This is a genomic window from Halochromatium salexigens (genome assembly GCF_016653295.1).
GTDB lineage: Bacteria > Pseudomonadota > Gammaproteobacteria > Chromatiales > Chromatiaceae > Lamprobacter > Lamprobacter salexigens.
In genome coordinates, this window is sequence record NZ_NHSF01000068.1 from 57,586 (window position 1) to 79,072 (window position 21,487).

General features: G+C 62.2%; 16 protein-coding genes and 1 pseudogene. 10 read left to right on the top strand and 7 right to left on the bottom strand.

The features are described 5' to 3' along the window. Window positions 1-104: 104 nt before the first annotated feature. Window positions 105-419: a C40 family peptidase gene (locus CCR82_RS14610; RefSeq protein WP_242513510.1), complete on the bottom strand. Its 315-nt coding sequence runs from the start codon at window positions 417-419 to the stop codon at window positions 105-107. Between the two features lie 29 nt (window positions 420-448). Here CCR82_RS14610 and CCR82_RS14615 point away from each other — a divergent pair, with 29 nt between their 5' ends. Next, window positions 449-592: a hypothetical protein gene (locus CCR82_RS14615; RefSeq protein WP_201246555.1), complete on the top strand. Its 144-nt coding sequence runs from the start codon at window positions 449-451 to the stop codon at window positions 590-592. Window positions 593-810: 218 nt separating this feature from the next. On the opposite strand, the gene CCR82_RS14620 is transcribed toward CCR82_RS14615, so the two are convergent. Further along, window positions 811-1,278: a CYTH domain-containing protein gene (locus tag CCR82_RS14620; protein WP_201246540.1), complete on the bottom strand. Its 468-nt coding sequence runs from the start codon at window positions 1,276-1,278 to the stop codon at window positions 811-813. 36 nt (window positions 1,279-1,314) lie between these two features. Beyond that, a complete protein-coding gene (gene rlmD, locus CCR82_RS14625; protein ID WP_201246541.1) occupies window positions 1,315-2,715 on the bottom strand; it encodes a 23S rRNA (uracil(1939)-C(5))-methyltransferase RlmD in 1,401 nt (466 codons plus the stop codon). A 157-nt stretch (window positions 2,716-2,872) separates the two neighbouring features. On the opposite strand from rlmD, the gene CCR82_RS14630 reads away from it, so the two are divergent. Continuing rightward, on the top strand, window positions 2,873-3,364 hold the full coding sequence (locus CCR82_RS14630) for a hypothetical protein (RefSeq protein WP_201246542.1): 492 nt from the start codon (window positions 2,873-2,875) through the stop codon (window positions 3,362-3,364). Between the two features lie 50 nt (window positions 3,365-3,414). Here the strand turns inward: CCR82_RS14630 and cysM are convergent, their stop codons facing one another. Together cysM and lptG are read right to left on the bottom strand one after the other, a co-directional pair. After that, window positions 3,415-4,314 (bottom strand): cysteine synthase CysM, encoded by a 900-nt coding sequence (gene cysM, locus CCR82_RS14635; protein WP_201246543.1) that lies wholly within the window; start codon window positions 4,312-4,314, stop codon window positions 3,415-3,417. A 48-nt stretch (window positions 4,315-4,362) separates the two neighbouring features. Beyond that, window positions 4,363-5,424: an LPS export ABC transporter permease LptG gene (gene lptG / locus CCR82_RS14640; RefSeq protein WP_201246544.1), complete on the bottom strand. Its 1,062-nt coding sequence runs from the start codon at window positions 5,422-5,424 to the stop codon at window positions 4,363-4,365. A 104-nt stretch (window positions 5,425-5,528) separates the two neighbouring features. Between lptG and CCR82_RS14645 the strand changes: the two genes are divergently transcribed. From CCR82_RS14645 to CCR82_RS14670, 7 genes and pseudogenes are all read left to right on the top strand, one after another. Beyond that, on the top strand, window positions 5,529-7,028 hold the full coding sequence (locus CCR82_RS14645) for a leucyl aminopeptidase (RefSeq protein WP_201246545.1): 1,500 nt from the start codon (window positions 5,529-5,531) through the stop codon (window positions 7,026-7,028). Window positions 7,029-7,062: 34 nt separating this feature from the next. Beyond that, the gene (locus CCR82_RS14650) at window positions 7,063-7,515 is read left to right on the top strand and encodes a DNA polymerase III subunit chi (protein WP_201246546.1); all 453 of its coding nucleotides are present in this window, start codon (window positions 7,063-7,065) and stop codon (window positions 7,513-7,515) included. A gap of 44 nt (window positions 7,516-7,559) precedes the next feature. Further along, complete coding sequence (locus CCR82_RS14655; protein ID WP_201246547.1) at window positions 7,560-9,116, top strand: PD-(D/E)XK nuclease domain-containing ATP-binding protein; 1,557 nt, start codon at window positions 7,560-7,562, stop codon at window positions 9,114-9,116. A 36-nt stretch (window positions 9,117-9,152) separates the two neighbouring features. Beyond that, on the top strand, window positions 9,153-10,733 hold the full coding sequence (locus CCR82_RS14660; protein WP_201246548.1) for a PD-(D/E)XK nuclease domain-containing ATP-binding protein: 1,581 nt from the start codon (window positions 9,153-9,155) through the stop codon (window positions 10,731-10,733). A 63-nt stretch (window positions 10,734-10,796) separates the two neighbouring features. Continuing rightward, a pseudogene (locus CCR82_RS19420) lies at window positions 10,797-10,907 on the top strand (type I restriction enzyme subunit R domain-containing protein); the annotation flags it as partial. A 56-nt stretch (window positions 10,908-10,963) separates the two neighbouring features. Continuing rightward, the gene (locus CCR82_RS14665) at window positions 10,964-11,305 is read left to right on the top strand and encodes a PIN domain-containing protein (protein WP_201246549.1); all 342 of its coding nucleotides are present in this window, start codon (window positions 10,964-10,966) and stop codon (window positions 11,303-11,305) included. A gap of 889 nt (window positions 11,306-12,194) precedes the next feature. After that, a complete protein-coding gene (locus tag CCR82_RS14670; protein WP_201246550.1) occupies window positions 12,195-17,543 on the top strand; it encodes a peptidoglycan DD-metalloendopeptidase family protein in 5,349 nt (1,782 codons plus the stop codon). A 341-nt stretch (window positions 17,544-17,884) separates the two neighbouring features. Here CCR82_RS14670 and CCR82_RS14675 read toward each other — a convergent pair whose 3' ends face one another. Continuing rightward, window positions 17,885-20,440, bottom strand: a complete 2,556-nt coding sequence (locus CCR82_RS14675) for a penicillin-binding protein 1A (RefSeq protein ID WP_242513511.1) — start codon at window positions 20,438-20,440, stop codon at window positions 17,885-17,887. A 99-nt stretch (window positions 20,441-20,539) separates the two neighbouring features. Here CCR82_RS14675 and CCR82_RS14680 point away from each other — a divergent pair, with 99 nt between their 5' ends. After that, window positions 20,540-21,250 (top strand): CerR family C-terminal domain-containing protein, encoded by a 711-nt coding sequence (locus CCR82_RS14680; RefSeq protein ID WP_201246551.1) that lies wholly within the window; start codon window positions 20,540-20,542, stop codon window positions 21,248-21,250. 67 nt (window positions 21,251-21,317) lie between these two features. On the opposite strand, the gene CCR82_RS14685 is transcribed toward CCR82_RS14680, so the two are convergent. After that, the coding region (locus CCR82_RS14685; RefSeq protein WP_276570509.1) for an IS1 family transposase at window positions 21,318-21,487 on the bottom strand (170 nt) is incomplete at its 5' end.

Here is a 21,487-nt window from a genome sequence, read left to right on the forward strand (position 1 = left end):
ACCGTTTTCACCACTCGTAGACAGTGGACTCCCGGTTACGTTCCTGCCCTGCCCGATGAGGCGCCTGCGAGCAGCGCTCTCGTGTTGAGCACCCGCCGACTCTGCTACAGATAACTACCGGCCCCAAGGAAACGTTTCTGCCAATAGGGATTACCGAGGCTCGCGAGTCGCACACGCCGCTTCGAGGTCGAGGCATGGACGAAGCGCTGCCGATCCACCATCAGGCCGACATGATACTGGCTCGGTGCCGTGCGGAAGAACACCAGATCGCCCGGTTTGGGAGGCCCCTGCAATGGCCGAGCCGCCGCCTGCTGCTGTGTCGAGACGCGCGGGATTTGCATGCCGACCGCCTGGTGGGCGACCAAGGTCAGCCCACTGCAATCGAGCGCCTGATGCGGTGTCGCCCCCCCCATACGCATAGGGCGTCCCAGTCTGCGCGAGCGCGGCCGTGACCAGATCAGCGCGCTTTGGCTCGAGCCCGCTGAGATCGAAACGCTCACCCGCCATCTCGACGTCGCGCGTCGGCGCGGTCTTGCTGCAGCTACTCAAGGTCAATACCAGCCCCAGACAGGCGCTCGCCACCATCACCTGACACGGCCAGCGAGGATGAAGCGCGTGGCAAACCCAATCAACTGCTGACATGTTACCGGATAAATACTCTATAACCTCATGAGAGTCTTAAGTTTAGAGTGATCTGAACGGCTGTCAAGCAAGACCGGATGCTTGGATATGCATGGGCTTGAATGCGCGGCTGCTCAGCCAGGGGGGATATGGGCTCAGGCTTTGCCCAGAGGGTTCGCGTGGACCGCCTCACCAGTGCTTGAATGGATGTCGCGCCAGGTTGGCGTTGTAATAGCGCGGATCATCGCTGACCTCGACCCCGAGCCAGCTCGGGCGCTCGAAGGGCTCGTCTTCGTGGCTCAGCTCCAATTCGGCCACCACCAGCCCGGCATTGTCGCCGGCGAAGACATCCAGCTCCCAGGTCTGCGGGCCGCAGGGCACGCGATAGCGGGTCTTCTCGATGATGCCGGTCTGGGCCAGTTCGCGCAGCATGGCCTTGGCATCCTCGGCCGGGATCGGATACTCGTATTCGCTGCGACGGATGCCGTGGGTCGCGCCCTTGAGGGTCAGCACGCCCTGCTCGCCCTCGAGTCGCGCGCGCACCGTCACCGTCGGCGTCGACGCCAGATAGCCCTGCATCAGCGGCACGCCAGGCAACGCCTGTGCGCGCCAGCTGTCGTCGCGGACGAGGAATTTACGCTCGATCTCGGTTGCCATCGCTGTCGCCTCATCGCCGTCTGCTAGGCGAGCGCCTCAAGCGCGCTCGAACAGCGCCATCGCCTCCAGGTGCGCCGTGTGCGGAAACATATCCATCGCGCCCGCCGCCTCGAGCCGAAAGCCGAGTTCGCCAACCAGCTTGGCTGCATCACGCGCCAGCGTCGCCGGGTAGCAGGACACATACAGAAGGCGCTTCACCCCCGAAGCAGCGAGCCCATCCAGCACCTCGAGCGCACCGCTGCGCGGCGGGTCGAGCAACGCCTTATCGAAGGGCTGATCCAGCCAGGGGGCTCCGGCCAAGGGCGATGCGGCCGGGCGCGGGCCAGATGGCGCGCCCGCTTGCTCACCACTTTGCGCATCCCCTTGCGCATAGAGATCGGCGCTGTAAAAACGCACATTCCCGATCCCATTGCGCACCGCATTGGCCACGGCCCGCGCCACCAGGCCCGCATCGCCCTCGACCCCGACGACCTCGCGCGCCCGCTGCGCGATCGGCAGTGTGAAATTGCCGAGCCCACAGAACAGATCGAGCACCCGCTCGTCGGGCTGCGGATCGAGCAGCGCCAGCGCCTGATCGATCATCCGCCGATTCAGCTCCAGATTCACCTGCGTGAAATCGGTCGGCTCGAAGCCAAATGTCAGCCCCTGAGTCGGCAGGCTGTAGCCAAGCTCGATCCCCTGATCGGGAAGCGGGCGGATGCTCTCGACCCCGCCCTCCTGCAGATAGACATGGAAACCGGTCTCGGCGGCAAAGCCGAGCAGCCGCTCGCAATCGGCCGCCGAGGGCGGGTCCAGTACCCGAAACACCAGCACCATTGGCCCATCGCCCTGCGCCACCTCGATCTGCGGCAGCCGTTCGCGGATGCTCAGACCCTCGATCAGCCGCGCCAGATCCTCGAGCCGCTCGCCCACGCTCGGATGCAGCACCTCGCAGCGCTGCACATCGGCGATGAAGCTCGAGCCACGCTCGCGAAAGCCGACCAGCACCCGACCCTTCTTCGCCACCCAGCGCACCCCGAGCCGCGCCTTGCGCCGATAGCCCCAGTGCGCCTCGGCATCCTCGGCACCCAGCGGCGGCAGCCAGCGCGCCGGCGCCAGGCCACCGAGGCGCTGCAGCACATCGGCCAGGATCGCCTGTTTATTCTCGATCTGCGCCGCCGGCTCCATGTGCTGCAGCGCGCAGCCGCCACAGAGGCCAAAGTGCGCGCAACGCGGCTCGACCCGCTGCGCCGAGGGCTCCAACACCTCGCTCACCACGGCCTCGTCATGGCGTTTCAAGCGGCGCGTCAAGCGCAACCGCACGCGCTCCCCGGCCAAGGCACCATGCACGAACACGGTCTTGCCCTCGACTCGCGCGACCCCGCGCCCATCGTGGGCGAGCGACTCGATCACGGCCTCGATCGGCTGCGCCGGTAACGCCTTGGATTTGCGGCTCATCGTGCCTCACTTTACGTCGTCATTCCCAGTGTCGGCGCCGATCATACCGCGCCTCGTGCAAGGCCGCAGGGTGCCGCGGGAATGCCGCAAGCCGGGCAGCGCCCTGATACACTCGCCACCACCTCTTTCGAAGCCGACGATCATTTTCAGAGCAACCATGACTCTTCGCCAAAAAGACATCGATTTCATCAAGGAGAACCTCAGCAACTGGCTCGAGGAACTCGCCATCATCGCCCCGGTGCGCAATCAGCAAGATCAGCTCGAGCGGCTCGAAGCCATCGAAACTGCGCTCGAGCAGCAACGCCGGTTCCTCAAGGGCCAGGGCGAGCAAATCGACAGGCGCATCTCATCGATCCAGCAGACGATCGAACGCCAACAGGAAAGTAGCGAGACCCGTTTGACGAACCTGCACGATGAGATCGAGCAACGCCTCACGCGGCTGGAAAAACGCATCGAGGCCACGGACAAACGCTCCCAGGGGCAGGACAAACACTTTCCGCACTTGCAGGATGTGATCGAACAGCAGGGCAAGGACATCAACCGCCGCATCAGCCGCTCGCTGTTATTGACCTTCCTGGTCATCGTGGTCATCGGCGCGCTCATCTCCGTCGAGATACTGAAGCTGGTCACCACCGGCAGCCTCATCTGAGCAGGTCGCAGAGAAGCGCCACCCCGAGCGTCTAGCCCCACACCGGCCCGCTAGCGCTCGGGATAGACACCGGTCGACAGATAGCGATCACCACGATCGCAGATGATCGCCACGATCAGGGCATTCTCGACCTCAGCCTCGGCCGCGAGCTTGAGCGCAGCGGCCACCGCGCCGCCCGACGAGACACCGGCAAAGATCCCCTCGCGCGCGGCCAGCGCGCGCATCGTCTCCTCGGCCTCGGTCTGCGAGACATCGATGACACGATCGACCCGCGAGGGCTCGTAGATCTTGGGCAAATAGGCCTCGGGCCAGCGCCGGATGCCGGGGATGCTCGAGCCCTCCTGCGGCTGCACGCCGACCATTTGCACGCCCGGATTCTGGGCTTTCAGATACCGACTCGCCCCCATGATGGTGCCCGTGGTGCCCATGGCGCTGACGACATGGGTCACCCGCCCCTCGGTGTCGCGCCAGATCTCGGGGCCAGTGCCTTCATAATGGGCCAGCGGATTGTCCTGATTCGAGAACTGATCCAGGCGCACCCCCAACCCTTGCGCCTCCAGCTCGCGCGCCAGATCGATCGCCGCCTCCATGCTGCCCGCCTTGGGCGTGAGCCGGATCTCGGCGCCATAGGCCGCCATCGCCTGACGGCGCTCCACGCTCATGTGCTCGGGCATGATCAGCAGCATCCGATAGCCCTTGATCGCGGCGGCCATCGCCAACGCGATGCCGGTGTTGCCGCTGGTCGCCTCGATCAGGGTATCACCAGGGCGAATCGCCCCGCGCTGCTCGGCCTGGCGGATCATGCTCAGCGCGGCCCGATCCTTCACCGAACCGGCCGGATTGTTGCCCTCGAGCTTGGCGAGGAGACGATTGCTGCTCGCGCCGGGCAGCCGTTGCAGGCGCACCAGCGGCGTGTTGCCCACTTGATCTTCGATGGTCGGATAGTGCATCGCGTGTCTCCAGGCCGATGTGTGCGGGCCAGTGTGTTCAACAGCGCCTCATCCCACGCGCCGCAGCACGATGAGCGCCCCAAGCGTAAACAGCAGCGGCGGCGCAAAGGCCGCGAGCGCCGGGCTCACCCCGTACAGCAACGCCAGATAGGTGAAGGTGCGACTGACGAGATAGAACAGGATACCGAGCGCAATGCCGATAAAGAGCTTGATCCCGGTGCTGCTGCTGCGCGCCGAGCCCAGCAATACCGGGATGGCAACGAAGATCATCGCCAGGATCAACAGCGGCTGGACCAGCTTGGTCCAAAACGCGACCGCATGCGCGCCCGCATCCTGCTCGGTTTGCTGCATATAGCGCAGATACCGATACAGCCCCCAGACCGACAACGCTTGCGGCTCGACGACGATCAATTTGAGCAGGCGCGGATTGAGCAGCGAGTCCCAACGCGCGCGCTCGATGCGTTCCACCTCGACCCGATCGACGCCGATGCGACTGCGCTCGATCTCCGTCAAGAGCCACTGTCCATCGCTGTAGCGAGCCGCGCGCGCATGCGTGGCGATGCTCAGCCGATTGTCCTCGATCACGAACAGATCGATATCCGACAGCGCGGCCCCCGCCTCGATGCGTCGCACGTTGATGAAGGCATGGCCATCGCGGGCCCACAGCCCTTGCCCGCTCATCTGCACGGCATCGCCGCTGCGCGCGCTCGCGCGCACGGCGATCGCATGCCGCTCGGCCGCTGGCGCCACCAGCTCCCCGACGAGCGTCGCGCCCACCGCCAGCAGCAGACCGCCCGCCATGGCGCCGCGCACGATGCGCGCGATCGACAAGCCTGCGGCGCGCATGGCGACCAATTCCGAGCGCGCGGCAAGCTGCCCGAGGCCGACCAACGCGCCGATCAGGGTCGCGATCGGAAACACCTGATACAGATAGCGCGGCATCGACAGGGTCACGAACCACAGCGCATCGCTCAGCGCGTAGCCCCCCTCGCCCACTGAGCTGATTTCATCCGTGAGCACGAACACCGCCAGCAACGGCATCAGCACGCCCAGCGCCAACAGCGTGCCACCGATCACGGCGCCGGCGAGATAGCGATCGAGGATCGGCAACGGCGCTCCCCTCATTGAACGATGAACGATACCTGATAGACGTTTGAGCCTGATAGACTTGGGATAGTAACCCAAGCCCTCGCCCAGCTGCCTCAGGAGCTTCGATGCAATCCAAGATCACCAGCCAGGACCTGACCCAGGTCGAGACCCCGTGCCTGATCCTCGGCGTGTTCAGCGAGCGCCAGCTCTGCGATGCCGCCAAGACCATCGATGCCGCCAGCAACGGCGCCCTGACCGCCGTGCTCGAGCAGGGCGATCTCGACGGCAAGACCGGCGGCGCGCTGATGCTCTATGGCGTCGCGGGCGTCAACGCCAAGCGCCTGCTGCTGGTGAACTGCGGCAAGCACGAGGAATTCGACCGCAGCGCCTACGAGAAAGCACTGAAGGCCGCGCTGTCGCGCCTCGATGCCGCGCGCCTCGACAGCGCGCTCTGCGCCCTGACCGCGCTCGAGCCCAACGGCATGGACACCGACCAGTGCGTGCGCCATACGGTCTTGCTCGCCGCGCAGAGCGCCTATCGCTACACCGCGACCAAGAAGCCGGCCGCCGAGGCCGCCGCGCCACTGGCCGAACTCGACTGTTGGATTCCGGATGGCGCGCCAACCGAGCCGGCCGAGCGCGGCGCCGCCCAGGGCCTGGCCATCGCCGAGGGGGTCGGACTCGCGCGCGATCTCAGCAACCTGCCCGGCAACCTCTGCACCCCGAGCTATCTCGCCGACCAGGCCATCGCGCTCAGCGAGCACTCCGACAAGCTCCAGGTCGAGGTGCTCGATGAGGACACCATGGCCGAGCTTGGCATGGGCGCCCTGCTCTCGGTCAGCCGGGGCAGTCGGCAGCCGGCCAAGCTCATCGTCATGCAGTACCGTGGCGGCCGCAATGACAACAAGCCCGTCGTGCTCGTCGGCAAGGGGCTCACCTTCGATGCCGGCGGCATCTCGATCAAGCCCGCCGAGGCGATGGACGAGATGAAGTACGACATGTGCGGCGGCGCGGGCGTGATCGGCGCCATGCGCGCACTCTGCGACTTGGCGCTGCCGCTGAACGTCATCGGCGTGGTGCCGGCCTCGGAGAACCTGCCCGATGGCGCCGCCAACAAGCCCGGCGACATCGTTACCAGCCTCTCCGGGCAGACCATCGAGATCCTCAACACCGATGCCGAGGGCCGGCTGATCCTCTGCGACGCGCTGACCTATGTCGAGCGCTTCGACCCGGCGCTGGTGATCGACATGGCCACCCTCACCGGCGCCTGCATCGTCGGCCTTGGACGCCATCCGTCCGGGTTGTTCGCCAACGACGACGCCCTCGCCGAGGCTCTCACCCAGGCCGGCGAGGCCAGCGCCGACCGCGTCTGGCGCCTGCCGCTCTGGGACGATTACCAGCAGCAGCTCGACAGCAATTTCGCCGACATGGCCAACATCGGTGGCCGCGACGGCGGCGCCATCACCGCCGCCTGCTTCCTCTCGCGCTACACCAAGGCCTACAGCTGGGCGCATCTAGACATCGCCGGCACCGCCTGGCTCACCGGCAAGGAGAAGGGCGCGACGGGACGGCCGGTGCCGCTGCTGAGCCAATTACTGCTCGATCGGGCCGGCGAGGGCGTCTGAATCACCGCGACCGCCGCCATGGGGTGCCGCCCTGATGACCCGAGTCGACTTCTACATCCTCAGGGACGACAGTCGCAGCGATCGCTTCGGACTCACCTGTCGCCTGGTCGAGCGCATCCGCAAGCCCGCGCCTGAGGGTGCCCAGCCGCCGCGCGTGCTCATCTACTGTCCGGACGCACGCCAGGCGCGTCACCTCGACCGGCTGCTGTGGAGCTTCCGCGAAGACAGCTTCCTGCCGCATGGGCTGGTCGGCGAGACCGATACGGCGCTCACCCCCATCCTGATCAGCAGCGACGCTCGACCCGAGGACGAACACCAGGTGCTGATCAACCTCAGCCCCAGCGCCGAGGCGCCGGCATTCCACGGCCGCTTCGAGCGCCTGTGCGAGCCGCTCGATCATGATCCCGAGATCCGCCAAGCGGGTCGCAAACGCTACCGCTATTACCGCGACAACGGTCATCCGCTGGCGCATCATGAGGTCGGCTGAGCGCTCGACACGCTTCGCCTGCGAGACGCCATCGAGCCAAGCCCATGCCCCGCCAACGGTTACCGATCGGCATCCAAACCTTCCGCGAGATCCGCAAAGGCGGCTATTACTATGTCGACAAGACCGGCTTCGCGCTGCGGCTGATCGACGAGGGCAAATACTACTTCCTCTCGCGCCCGCGCCGCTTCGGCAAGAGCCTGTTCTTGGATACGCTCGCCGAGCTATTCAGCGCTCATCAGGCGTTGTTCGAGGGGCTGGAAGCCCACGACCATTGGGATTGGTCGACAAGCTTCCCGGTCATCCGCATCAGCTTCGGCGGCGGTGTCGTTGCCAATCCAGCGCAGTTGGAGGGCAAGATCCGCGAGCAGCTCGACCTCAATCAACAGGCGCTCGGCCTCCGCTGCAACCAGCCCAGCATCAGTGGCTGCTTTGCCGAGTTGATCCGCGAGGCGCATGCCGCGACCGGCGAACGGGTGGTGGTGTTGGTCGATGAATACGACAAGCCGATCCTCGACAACCTCGGCGATCCGAACAACGCGCGCGCGCTGCGCGACGGGCTGCGTGATCTCTATTCAGTGATCAAGGATTCCGACGCCCATATCCGCTTCGCCTTCCTCACCGGCGTGTCAAAGTTCAGCAAGGTCAGTCTGTTCTCGGGGCTGAACAATCTCTATGACATGACTGTCGATGCCGACTACTCGGCGATCTGCGGCTACACCGAAGCCGATCTCGATCGCGTCTTCGCCCCCGAACTCGCGGGGTTGGATCGCGACCAGATCCGCACCTGGTACAACGGCTACAACTGGCGTGGCGAGGCCGTCTACAACCCCTTCGATGTGCTGCTGTTGTTCAAGAAACGCGAATTCGCGCCCTATTGGTTCGAGACGGCGACACCGACCTTTCTGCTCGAGGTGCTGACCCAACGCCAGGTCTTCCTGCCGCAGCTCGGTCAGTTGGAGACCGATGCCGCGCTCTTGTCCGCCTTCGATGTCGACCACATGACCACCGAGGCGCTGTTGTGGCAGACCGGCTATCTGACCATCGCCAGCGTGGAGCAATTCAGCGGTGCTTGGTTCTATCGGCTGCGCTACCCGAACCGCGAGGTCTACCAGAGTCTGAACACGGCGCTGCTCGAGGCCTGGAGCCCGACCGCGACGGCCAATGTGCGCCAGCGTCGCTCGCTCCATCAGCACTTGCTGGCCAACGATTTCGCGGGTCTGGGGCAGCTGCTCACCGCATTCTTCGACAGTATTCCGCACGACTGGTACCGCAACAACCCCATCGCCCGCTACGAGGGCTACTACGCCAGCGTCTTCTATGCCTACTTCGCCAGTCTGGGGCTGGATCTGACCCCGGAGGAGAGCAGCAACGTCGGGCGGCTCGATCTGGCGCTGCGCTTCAATGGCCAGATCTATCTGTTCGAGTTCAAGGTGGTGGAGCTGGAACCTGACGGCAGTGCGCTGGCACAGATCAAAGCCCGTGGCTACGCGGGTCGGTACCGTGCCGATGACCAGCCGATCCATCTCATCGGCGTCGAATTCAGCCATGAGCAGCGGCGGGTGGTGGGCTTCGAGGTCGAGACCCTGGTTGCCACCAGCTGACACGCAACCATTGACAACATCGAGCCAAGCAAACCCATGCCCCGTCAACGGTTACCGATCGGCATCCAGACCTTCCGTGAGATCCGCGAGGGCGGCTATTACTATGTCGACAAGACCGGCTTCGCGCTGCGGCTGATCGACGAGGGCAAATACTACTTCCTCTCGCGCCCGCGCCGCTTCGGCAAGAGCCTGTTCTTGGATACGCTCGCCGAGCTGTTCAGCGCTCATCAGGCGTTGTTCGAAGGATTAGAGGCTTATGAGCGCTGGGATTGGTCGACAAGCTTCCCGGTCATCCGCTTCAGCTTCGGCGGCGGTGTCGTTGCCAATCCAGCGCAGTTGGAGGGCAAGATCCGCGAGCAGCTCGACATCAATCAGCAGGCGCTCGGCATTCATTGCGCCCAACCCAGCGTTGGCGGCTGCTTTGCCGAGTTGATCCGCGAGGCGCATGCCGCGACCGGCGAACGGGTGGTGGTGCTGGTCGATGAATACGACAAGCCGATCCTCGACAATTTGAGCGCTCCGCAGGCCGCACGAGTGATGCGCGACGGGCTGCGTGATCTCTATTCGGTGATCAAGGATTCCGACGCCCATATCTGCTTCGCCTTCCTCACCGGCGTGTCGAAGTTCAGCAAGGTCAGCCTGTTCTCGGGGCTGAACAACTTGAAGGACATCACCGTTGATGCCCGCTACTCGGCGCTCTGCGGCTACACCGAGGCGGATCTGGATGCGATCTTCGCACCCGAGCTTGAGGGGCTCGATCGCGCGCAGATTCGCGCCTGGTACAACGGCTACAACTGGACCGGTGAAGCCGTCTACAACCCCTTCGATTTGTTGCTGCTGTTCGATGCACGCCAGTTCCGCCCCTGGTGGTTCGAGACCGGTTCACCGACCTTCCTGGTCGATCTACTCACGCAACGCCAGACCTTCCTGCCCGACCTCGGGCGGCTGGTCGCCAGCGAGCAGCTGCTGTCGGCCTTCGATGTCGACTACATCAGCAAAGAGGCACTGCTGTTCCAAGCAGGCTACCTCACCATTGCAAGCGAGCAGCAGCTTGGCGTTTTCGTCGAGTATCAACTGCGCTACCCAAACCTCGAGGTGCAAGCCAGCCTCAACGGCGCCCTACTCGATGTGCTCCGGGCACGGGCATCCAGTACCGCCGAGCACACCGGGCGCCTCTACCGGCTACTGCTGGCCAACGACTTCGCTGGCATGCAAGCGCTGTTCACGGCCTTCTTCGATAGTATTCCGCACGACTGGTACCGCAACAACCTCATCGCCCGCTACGAGGGCTACTACGCCAGCGTCTTCTATGCCTATTTCGCCAGTCTGGGGCTGGATCTGACCCCGGAGGAGAGCAGCAACGCCGGGCGGCTCGATCTGGCGCTGCGCTTCAATGGCCAGATCTATCTGTTCGAGTTCAAGGTGGTGGAGCTGGAGCCTGACGGCAGTGCGCTGGCACAGATCAAAGCCCGTGGCTACGCGGATCGGTACCGCGCCGACGGCCAGCCGATCCATCTCATCGGTGTCGAATTCAGCCATGAGCAGCGGCGGGTGGTGGGCTTCGAGGTCGAGACGGATGACGGGGCGCCGTTTCCGGAGAAGTTCGCCGAGCTGTGAGCGAAACTTGAAACGCAGTTGGCGGAGGGTGGCCAAAAGGACGGCGGTTGGCGTATGCGCGATCGTTATATGTGGCTGACCGGCTTCGATGCGCCCTCGCTACACACCCTGTGTGTCGATAAACCCATGCGCGGCCACGGGCTCATGCAGGCCATCGCTCGGGTCAATCGCGTCACGGGTGCCGTGTGGGCCGATGGTGTACTTGGCGCTGCGACTCGGAACGAGAGGCAATGACGACACATTACCTGATCGACTATGAAAGCATCCAACCCAGGCAACTGGAAGGCTGGTTCACGCGGGAGGCGACCATCACGCTGTTCGTGGGTCCCCAGCAGCACCGGCTGCCGATCGAGCTGGTGATGCGCATGCAGGCGCTCGGCGAGCGCGGTCGCTACGTCAAGATCGAGCGCTCTGGCAAGAATGCGCTCGACTTCCATCTGGCGTTCTACCTTGGTGAACTGGCGGCGGCTGATCCACAGGCCCGCTATCGCATCCTCTCCAAGGACAGCGGCTTCGACAGCCTGATCGCACATCTGCAGGCGCGCGGACTCGATGTCGAGCGCCCCGATTAGGGGGTACCGGGATGATCACTCACAACCTGATCAACGGGCCAGCTAAGCCAGCCGCAGGGTCGCCGCTTTGGCGTCAGCACCATCCCGCCCGGCGTCGGCAGCCAGAGTGCTCGCTCTGATCCAGTCTTGGCGATCGGCGCCTGTACCAAAGGCCGCCTTGTTGGCGACATCGGATCCTGGCCCAGGTCCGGCTTGAGTGGCCCGAGCTGGCACGATCCCTCATGAGAGGGAATTAAGACCAAGAAACAAAAAAGAACGACCACCCCCGACCACCCCGAACCTCCCTCGGTGCCGGTGCACTGGCCCGCGCGTCAGGGCTCAGGCCCAGGCGGGCAGGGCGGCAGTGTCTGGTGGCTCTCGCCCTAGCCCGGCGCTGGCTTCAGCCCAGGGACGGGCTTTTGGCCTCGACGTTCGCTGGCAACCTCGGTGCGCGGCGCACGAGTGACTAACACCCGACTGCGGGCCATCATGCTGCTCCTGACCAACCCCTGCGAGCCTCTCAGCACCCCACCGGTGGTCGCGGCAATGACAGCATCGACAGCCAGGGCGGTCAGAGCAGAGCGCCCAGCCAGAGCGGAGGAGGGCAACGGGTTGAACACAGGGGGCAACTCGGTCGATCAGAGCGACGCGGCCTCATTCGCCTGCTGCTTCAACGTCATCCCGCAAAGCCAGATCCTCACCATCACGGCTGCCGGGCCTCAGCGCACCGACACCCTCAGGCACTGTCCAACAACGCGCTCAATGAGTTTGCCGACGACACTCGATCTTAGTTACAGCCACGAGCCCTCTTTGCGCCGTGTGGTGGATCGCGCGAGTTGGCAATGAGGAAGGGTGCACTTTAAGATGCCAAACAACGGCCAGGTTCCACCAACATTCAAGGGCTGACTGAATGCCGATTACACACCCACTCGATGCCGATAAGTTCCGTCTCCCGTTGGGTTCCGGCGTGCTTACTGCCGCGTTGGACCACGACGATACCCCGGATGACGGGTACTACAACGCCCTTGATTTTAATGAAGAAAATGATCTAGGTAATGGCTCAACCTACCACCTTGGCGAGGACTGGAACGGCGAGGGTGGGGGTGATACCGATCTGGAAGACCCCGTCTATGCCATCGCCAACGGTGTCGTCGTTGCGGTGGTCGATGATCAGCGTACAGCGACGACGGGATTTGGCAACCATGTTGTCGTACGGCACGACCTGGCCGCGCCGATTCTGGTCAACGGCCAGACCGTCACCCACGTGCACTCCTTGTATGCCCACCTACACTCAGCCGCGTATGGAGATGAGCAGACTGACGCGGTTCGTGTGGGCGACGCAATCGGAATAGGTGAGCAGATCGGTACACTTGGAAGTTCAGGCTATGGAGAGGTGGCTCATCTGCATTTCGAGATCACGTTGAATGATACGTTGCCTACTAGCGACGATGGTTATAACCCGAACGGCGCGCCGGCGGGCTGGACTGATCCAAGCGATTTCATCGACAACGCCAATGCAGCACTTGCGAGCGAGGGGGGCGCTAGCCCTTTCCCTGCCGTCATCGAACTCAGCGACCTAGATGGCAGCAATGGCTTTGTCATCAACGGCGTTGCCCAGTACGATCGTGCCGGCGACTCGGTCAGCTTGGCCGGCGACATCAACAGCGATGGGATCGATGATCTGATCATCGGTGCTTTGGGTGCTGACCCCAACGGGCCTATAAGTGGCGCAAGCTACGTGGTCTTTGGCGATGCTGGCGGCTTTGGTCCTAGCCTGGAGCTGTCGTTGCTGGATGGCGGCAATGGCTTTGTCATCAACGGCGTTTCCTATCATGATATGTCCGGCGTCTCGGTCAGCGCGGCCGGCGACATCAACGGCGACGGCACCGATGATCTGATCATCGGCGCCGAGGCAGCTGAAGCCAACGGGCCTGGAAGTGGCGCAAGCTACGTGGTCTTTGGCGATGCTGGCGGCTTTGGTCCTAGCTTGGAGCTGTCGTCGCTGGATGGCAGCAATGGCTTTGTCATCAACGGCGTTTCCGAGAATGATTATTCCGGCGCCTCGATCAGCGCGGCCGGCGACATCAACGGCGACAGCACCGATGATCTGATCATCGGTGCTTTGCGTGCTGACCCCAACGGGGCTGGAAGTGGCGCAAGCTATGTGGTCTTCGGCGATGCTGGCGGCTTTGGTCCTAGTCTGGAGCTGTCGTCGCTGGATGGCAGCAATGGCTTTGTCATCAACGGCGTTTCCGAGTGGGATCAGTCCGCCTCGGTCAGCGCGGCCGGCGACATCAACGGCGACGGCACCGATGATCTAATCATCGGTGCTCGGAATGCTGACCCCAACGGGCCTGAAAGTGGCGCAAGCTACGTCGTCTTCGGCGATGCTGGCGGCTTTGGTCCTAGCCTGGAGCTGTCGTCGCTGGATGGCAGCAATGGCTTTGTCATCAACGGCGTTTCCGAGAATGATTGGTCCGGCTCGGTCAGCGCGGCCGGCGACATCAACGGCGACGGCACCGATGATCTGATCATCGGTGCTTATGGTGCTGACCCCAACGGGCCTGGAAGTGGCGCAAGCTACGTGGTCTTTGGCGATGCTGGCGGCTTTGGTCCTAGCCTGGAGCTGTCGTCGCTGGATGGCAGCAATGGCTTTGTCATCAACGGCGTTTCCGAGAATGATTATTCCGGCGCCTCGGTCGGCGCGGCCGGCGACATCAACGGCGACGGCACCGATGATCTGATCATCGGTGCTTGGAATGCTGACCCCAACGGGCCTAAAAGTGGCGCAAGCTACGTCGTCTTCGGCGATGCTGGCGGCTTTGGTCCTAGCCTGGAGCTGTCGTCGCTGGATGGCAGCAATGGCTTTGTCATCAACGGCGTTTCCGAGGAGGATTCGTCCGCCTCCCGGGTCAGCGCGGCCGGCGACATCAACGGCGACGGCACCGATGATCTGATCATCGGTGCTCGGAATGCTGACCCCAACGGGCCTGGAAGTGGCGCAAGCTACGTGGTCTTCGGAAGGGCGGTTGGTAACCCGGGTAATGGGATTCCGTCAGCTACTGGTCTCGATCAGACTGTCAGCCCGAATGTCACGATTCCTCTAGCCGGCCTGTTTGAATGGTCCGACCCGGACGGTGCCGATGACATCGTGGCTTTCGCTGTTCGCGACCGCAGTATCGGCGGAGGCTACCTTGCCCGAAACGGCGAGCGGCTCACCGACGGCGAGTTATTCGACAATGTGCCGATCACGCAGATCGGCCAATGGGCATTCGTTGCCGACGATGCCGGTGGCACGGACGATGTGGGATTCAACGCGATCGATGCTGCTGGGGCCTATAACACGCCTTCAGCGGTAGCGACTGTGGCCGTCTTCGAAAATAGCCCGCCGGAAGTCACACCTATTCATCCACAGCCGATCCATGAGGTTGGCGAGCCAATACTGGCTAGCGATCTTTTTATCGTCTCTGATCCAGATGGCACTGGCGATATAGAAGCAGTCTTGATCTCAATTGATGAGGGTAAAGGCGAGCTAAACCTGGATGGCCTTACGATGTCGCAAGGCGTTGGGGTCAATCTGGATCAGCTGAGCCGGGTGACATTTACGCCGGGTGAATCGGCCGTTCCTAGCGTACTGCGTGTGGAGCTACTCGATGCTGCTGGCAACACGGTCAGTGTCAGGATACCCGTTAATACACCAACGGTACCCTTCTACAACGAAGAGATGGCGGAGTTTTTCGCGCGTATCGTCGCTTATGACGAAGATCTTCCCGGACTGCTCGCCGATGGTGAGCCGCAACCGGTAAGTCTGCCGTCATCGGACAACACATTGCTCGGTTGGGATGTCGTCAAGGTATTTGAACGCGGTAGCGCGGTGACACCTGATGCCTTCGTGGCCGTGGCGCTAGCAAGTGTGACCGGAGAAACTGTTCTGGCCTTCCGCGGGACGAAGGGCCTCGGCGACTGGTTGGATAATATTCGAGATTTTTCGGGTCCGGGATCATCGCAGTTCGACGAAGCCTGGGATACGCTCGATATAGAGACATGGCTGCGCGACCACCCCGGCACCCATCTGACCGGTCACAGCCAGGGAGGCGCCCAAGCGCAACTCGCCGCAGTACGTGCTGCCACCTCGCCTGAGCCTTTTCAAGTGGGTACGGTTACTACTTTCAATTCAGCCGGGATCTCGAACGATAAGTATAATGCTTTTATGACTGGTGCTGATACGGTCGGGGCGGTTACACATGTTATATCCGCGAACGACCTTGTGTCGTTATCTGGCGATGCGTTCTTGCCCGGTGTCGTTGATCGTTATGATTTTGACTTGGACGTTACTGGCAACCTCCCGAGCATTCGTGACTTCGTAATAGCCGCGCATACGGGGCATTGGTCGAATGAAGGGTACTATGCTGGCAGTTACCACTCTTCGGATTTCAATCAACACACGGGATACCGTGATGTTACATATGATCTCACAGTCGAAAATCTGAGTGCGCAGAGTTATTCGCCACTTGATTTTCCTGATGAATTTAATAGCCAGTATGCAAGTTTCTTGCTCGCGGTATCAAAGACCCTATCCCCTTATTTGGCTTTTGCACTTTCCACGCGTGGGACGCTAGAGGCTGCTAGAGACGAATTGTCTCTTTTGTATAGACCCATCGAATTCACGGTTGACGTGTCTCTCGTGCTTGATAAGGCTGCCAGAACCATGGGCGAGTGGGGTGCGGAGGGTGTTATCGCATTGCGCGATTTGAGCACTGAGGGTTGGGAACGTGTTGCTAATTTTACTGCCAATCGATGGGAGGATTTGAAAGGGGCTGGTGTTGGGGCGTTCAAGAATCTGGTGACCAGTCTCGAACGTCTCGACCCAGCATCGCAGGCTACTTGGCCAGTGAACGCGATTAGTGACAGCGACTGGGCCTTGCCTTTTATGGCTGGCCCTGAACCGCTGGAAGTCGTGGTCGCGGCCGAGGGCACGGCGACTGCTAATTCTACAGCACCGGCCCTACTGGTAGGCTCCAGTCCTAACATGCAGTTCCAAGGAGGAGTCGGTGATCAGATTTTCTATGGCGCCGGTTCAGATCAAATTGTCGCATGGAGTGCAGAGACAGCCACAGCACTGGACCCGACTATCGATGCCGCTGGCTCCGATGTGATTTTCGGATCCCGTGCCACGCTAGATCTTACTGAAGTCCAAGGCTTCTATCTCGACGATGCAATTTTCGTGGCTGATGAACAGTTTGATGCTGACGATATTGTCGTTACACGAGGATCTGCAGTGCTGTCGGTGGATACTGACAAGGATGGCGAAACTGACTTCACGATGCGCCTGCTTGGGGCGTATGACTTGGATAGTTTCGTGGTGACCCAATCTGAACAGGGAACGCGAATCACTCATGACGGCTTTATGGGCCCTAGGCTTGCGAATGACGTAGGCGTCGGCTTTGAAACAGTATCTGATTCGGCTTTTACCACCGCAAGTGTGTTTGAGAACGATGTGCCGTTCAGCGGTAACACGCTGGAAATGGTGTCCGTCGATACATCGACGATTTTAGGCCAACTGAGCAGCAACGAGGATGGAACCTTCGATTATGATCCTGGTGATGCGTTCAGGTTTTTAGCCGAGGGCGAACTTGCGACTGAGTCTTTTCGCTATACGGCCCGCGATGAAACGGGACTGATGGCAGAAGCGCAAGTCACAATCACTATTGCCGGTGCCGAGGAAGAGTCGCCCTTGGACCCACAGGTTTATATTAATGAATTTATGCAGTCTTTAGCCGGGGAGGATGTCGAGCTAAACCCTCAGCTCCAACAGATTTTTACCCGCATTCTGAGTCGTCAGATCACGATTGATGAAACGAATCAGGTAGAATCAAGTCCGGCATTTGACACCTTGTCCAGAGTATTTACTTATGTAGCTACTAAAAACCTAGATGCACGCCCCGAGGGTGGGCCATTTGGCTATAGTTCATCAAGAATCGACCAGGCCAAAACCAGAGGGCAGGAAGCTTTAAATGATGTCAATCCTAGAGAAGATGTACCAGAAAATATAAACCTATTTCCTCTTGGTGGTATGTCGACAAATGCAGGTTCGTTTTACACTGGGGATGGTGATATCAACCTGTTCGACGATGTTGCTATTGAGTCAACCTCTTTCGACGAAAATGCATCGTTTCTTTTCGGTAATAGCGCGAAAACTGAAAGCGTATCTCAGATTACGCTTACAGGCGTTGATGGACTTTTTTTGGACGCAGAATAATTTAATGTAAGTGGCAGCCTAGGCTAAATCGTTTGGCTCATGGGGCGAAATGTGTGACTGCAAAATCGCTGACCTAGCGCGAGACTGTCTGCAAGCCTCTTGGCGTCATTCTTGGTGGACAGCGTCACACGATTCGCCCCATGAGCCAACCCCTTTTTTCTGATCGTGCTGCGAGCGCTGTATAATCAATGGCTTGTACCAGCGCTCAAGTTTTTCATCACGCGTTGCAATCGCGCGTGATGCTCTTTAACATCATGTTGCTAGCGCGCTTTGCGTTTAATTCACTGCCGCGTAGGCAGCTCAGAAATGTCGTGAATGGTTCGCCTGGAAAGATCAGAAAACTAGAACAACTCATCGAGCATCCGCGGCGCGGTGCGGCGCGGCGTCTCTTCTTGTCTCGAGTACCGCACCGGGTCCGGCCCCAGCGTCATGAGTCGATACTCGTCGCGGATGTATTCGATGCGGCTGCCACTGCGCGACGGCGTCGCCTCGCCACTGTGCAGGCTGATGCGCACTGGCACCATGCCCTCGGGTCGCTTGATGGTCGCCACCGGGAGATCGGCCAGGGCCTCCTCCATGAAATCGATCCAGATCCCAAGCGCGGCGGTCCCGCCCCATTCGCCGCGCCCGAGCGGGCTGTTGTCATCGCGCCCCACCCAGGCGACCGCCGTGAGCTGGGGCTGATAACCGGCGAACCAGGAGTCGCGCGACTCATTGGTGGTGCCGGTCTTGCCGGCGATATCCTCGCGCTTCAGGCGCCGCGCGCGGGTCGCGGTTCCTGATCGAATCACGTCCTTGAGCATGGAGTCGATGTTGTAGGCGATGCGCGGATCGATCGCCAGCGGCGCGCGCGGATCATCGGAGGCGCCAATCGGCAACACCCGAGCCGAATCCACATCGGCGTCGATCCAGCACGTCATGCAGGCGCGTAACGGCTGCGCCTCGAACAGTCGTTGACCCTGCGCATCTTCGATCCGCTCGATCAGATAGGGCTGCACCCGGTAACCGCCATTGGCGAACACAGAAAAACCTCGCGCCAGCTCGAGCGGCGTTACCGAGCCCGACCCCAAGGCCATCGAGAGATCTCGCGGGATGGTCTCGGGCGCGAAGCCGAAGTGTTGGATGTACTCACGCGCATCATCGACGCTCATGCGATCGACCAAATTGACCACGGCAAGATTGCGCGACTTGGTCAAGGCGACGCGGATGCGGATCGGGCCCATGAACTTGCCATCGGCATTCTTCGGCCGCCAGACGCCACCGGCCGAAGGCAGCTCGAAGCGTTCATCCCTGACCAGGCTCGCGGGCGTATAGCCCTTGTCTAGGGCGGCAGCATAGACGAAAGGCTTGAAGGTCGAGCCGGGTTGGCGTTTTGCATCAACGGCCCGATTGAACTTGCTCCACTCGAAGGCATAGCCGCCGGAAAGGGCGCGAATCGCACCATCCTCGGGCGCCAGCGCCACCAGCGCGCCGCCGACCTTGGGCACCTGCGCCAAGCGCCAAGCGCCGTCCTCGGTCTGCCGCAGCCGAATCACATCGCCGACGGCCACGGCGTCGGTGACGCGACGCGGCGTGCGCCCACGCGCGTTCTCGCTCCTGAAGCGTCGCGCCCACTTGACCTGCGCCAGTTCGAGGTCGTGCGTCTCGCCCTGCCCCAGGTAGACCTCGGCGCGCGCGGCCGAGGCGCTGAGCACGATGCCCACCGGCAGCCCGGGCACGCGCGGGCGCTCGGCAAGGAGCGCATCCAGTGCCTCATCGGTCTTGGCGCCGACATGCTCGACGCGCGCCTCCGGGCCATGGTAGCCGTGGCGCCGGTTGTACGCTCTGAGCCCCTTGCGCAGCGCCGCATCGGAGGCGCGCTGCAGCCCCGCATCGACCGTGGTGTAGACGCGCAAGCCGAGACGGTAGGCGTCTTCCTGACCGTAGCGCTCGACCACCGCTTGGCGCGCCATCTCGGCGAGATAACCGGCGCGCAGCTCGATCGCGGGGAGATAGCGTTGCGCGCTCAAGGGTGCGGTGCTCGCGAGCAGGAAATCGGTGTCGTCGATATAGCCAAACCGGTGCATGCGCTCGAGGATGTAATCGCGGCGCTCGCGGGCTCGCTCGGGATTGGAGAGCGGGTTGTTCGCCGAGGGCGCTTTCGGCAAACCCGCGAGCATCGCCATCTCCGCCACCGTCAGTTGAGCGAGTGATTTTTGATAATAGAACTCGGCGGCGGCGGCGACCCCGTAGGCGCGATGGCCGAAGAAGATCTTGTTGAGATAGAGGCTCAGGATCTCGTCCTTGCTCAAGCGCGCCTCCAGTTTCCAGGCGAGCATGATCTCGATGAGCTTGCGCTTGATCGTCTTCTCGCGGGTCAGGAAGAAGTTGCGCGCCACCTGCATCGTGATGGTGCTGCCACCCTGGGTCGCCTCGCCGCTTTTGGCCACGCTCAGCGCCGCGCGCGTCAAGCCGATCGCATCGATGCCGTCATGGGTGAAGAAACGGCTATCCTCGGCGGAGATGAAGGCCTCGATCAGCAGCGGCGGGATCTCATCGATCGCCACCGCGCGCCGACGCTGCACGCCGAACTCGGCCATCAGCGCGCCATTGGCGGCGAAGATGCGCAGCGGTTCCTCGAACTCGATCTCGGTCAGCGCCTCGATCGGCGGCACCTCGGGCTCGAGTGCCTGCACCACCACCGCAGCGGCAACGGCGCCGAGCACGGCCAGATCGAACGGTATCGCCAGGCCCGCCTTGACCAGACGCGCGAGCCAGTCGAGGATGCCGAGCACGGGTCCTTGGGGCTGTCGGCGACGGCCTTTTCGGGGTGCCGCAGGTGGGCGCTGGGTGCGCGCTTGCGCCGTGCCGGAACGGCCCGAACCGTCGCGATCTGGCGCGTTGTGGTCGTGATCCAACCGACTCGACCTCGTCGCAAAGGGTCCAGAGTGAGAATGAAAACAAGCCGATGCAGTCTACACCAAGACGAGTGACGCCGAGCAGCCGAGGAGACTGTCTTGCCGGATACCGAACCCACGCCTAACACACGCGAGCGCCTGCTGCAGGCGGCCCTCGAGGTCTTTGCCGAGCGCGGCTATCGCGCCGCCACCATCCGCGAGATCTGCGGGCGCGCCGAGGCCAACGTGGCCGCCGTGCATTACCACTTTGGCGACAAACGCCGCCTCTATGAAGCGATCTACGGACGCCTGTTCGAGACCCTGCGCGCGCGGCGCACCGCTTTCCTGCCGCCCGATGCCCCACCCGAACAGCGCCTGCGGGTGCATATCCAGGCCCTGCTCGAGGAATTCTTCCGCAGCACCGGCGCCGGCACCCGTGACACCGACAGCGAGCGCCAGGTTCGGCCGAGCACGCTGTTTTTCAACGAGATGGCACACCCCACCGAGGTGCTCGATCGCATCGTCACCGAACACCTCGAACCGGACGCGCGCGAACTCTACGAGATCGTCGCCACCCTGCTCGAGACCACGACCAACGACCCGTTGACCCTCGACTGCGCCGCCAGCGTGATCGGGCAGATCCTCTACTATCATCACGCCACGCCGATCATCTCGCGCCTGCATCCGCAGCGCCCGCCCGTTGCCGAGCGCCTCGAGGCCCTCGTCGAGCAGATCTGGCTGTTCTCGCTCGGTGGCATCGAGCAGGCCAAGCAGGCCCGTGCGGCGCTCACGCAGCAACCCCTTGATGAGGCGGCTGATCAGGGCTGCTGAGGCACGAAGATGACAAAGTGTTCATGTTGCTTGGGTGGTGCCCCAGTCTATAGGACTTCAGAGGGTTTCAGCATTCTTGATTCACTGGCAGCGAGGCATTGTAATGGTGAACAAAATACCAGATTGCACCAATATGGTTGTCAAGCTTTTTTGAAAATGACAGCGCTTTTCTGACCAACCGCGAGACCCGTTGACGAAGTGTGCAATTGAAGCGTTCAATGTGATTCGTTTGACCGC

What these genes read in the sequence shown, in the direction of transcription:
- CCR82_RS14670 (WP_201246550.1), top strand. Translation starts at nt 12,195, where the DNA reads ATGCCGATTACACACCCACTCGATGCCGATAAGTTCCGTCTCCCGTTG.
- cysM (WP_201246543.1), bottom strand. Translation starts at nt 4,314, where the DNA reads ATGCACTATCCGACCATCGAAGATCAAGTGGGCAACACGCCGCTGGTG.
- CCR82_RS14610 (WP_242513510.1), bottom strand. Translation starts at nt 419, where the DNA reads ATGCGTATGGGGGGGGCGACACCGCATCAGGCGCTCGATTGCAGTGGG.
- CCR82_RS14650 (WP_201246546.1), top strand. Translation starts at nt 7,063, where the DNA reads ATGACCCGAGTCGACTTCTACATCCTCAGGGACGACAGTCGCAGCGAT.
- CCR82_RS14620 (WP_201246540.1), bottom strand. Translation starts at nt 1,278, where the DNA reads ATGGCAACCGAGATCGAGCGTAAATTCCTCGTCCGCGACGACAGCTGG.
- rlmD (WP_201246541.1), bottom strand. Translation starts at nt 2,715, where the DNA reads ATGAGCCGCAAATCCAAGGCGTTACCGGCGCAGCCGATCGAGGCCGTG.
- CCR82_RS14660 (WP_201246548.1), top strand. Translation starts at nt 9,153, where the DNA reads ATGCCCCGTCAACGGTTACCGATCGGCATCCAGACCTTCCGTGAGATC.
- CCR82_RS14645 (WP_201246545.1), top strand. Translation starts at nt 5,529, where the DNA reads ATGCAATCCAAGATCACCAGCCAGGACCTGACCCAGGTCGAGACCCCG.
- CCR82_RS14630 (WP_201246542.1), top strand. Translation starts at nt 2,873, where the DNA reads ATGACTCTTCGCCAAAAAGACATCGATTTCATCAAGGAGAACCTCAGC.
- CCR82_RS14665 (WP_201246549.1), top strand. Translation starts at nt 10,964, where the DNA reads ATGACGACACATTACCTGATCGACTATGAAAGCATCCAACCCAGGCAA.
- CCR82_RS14655 (WP_201246547.1), top strand. Translation starts at nt 7,560, where the DNA reads ATGCCCCGCCAACGGTTACCGATCGGCATCCAAACCTTCCGCGAGATC.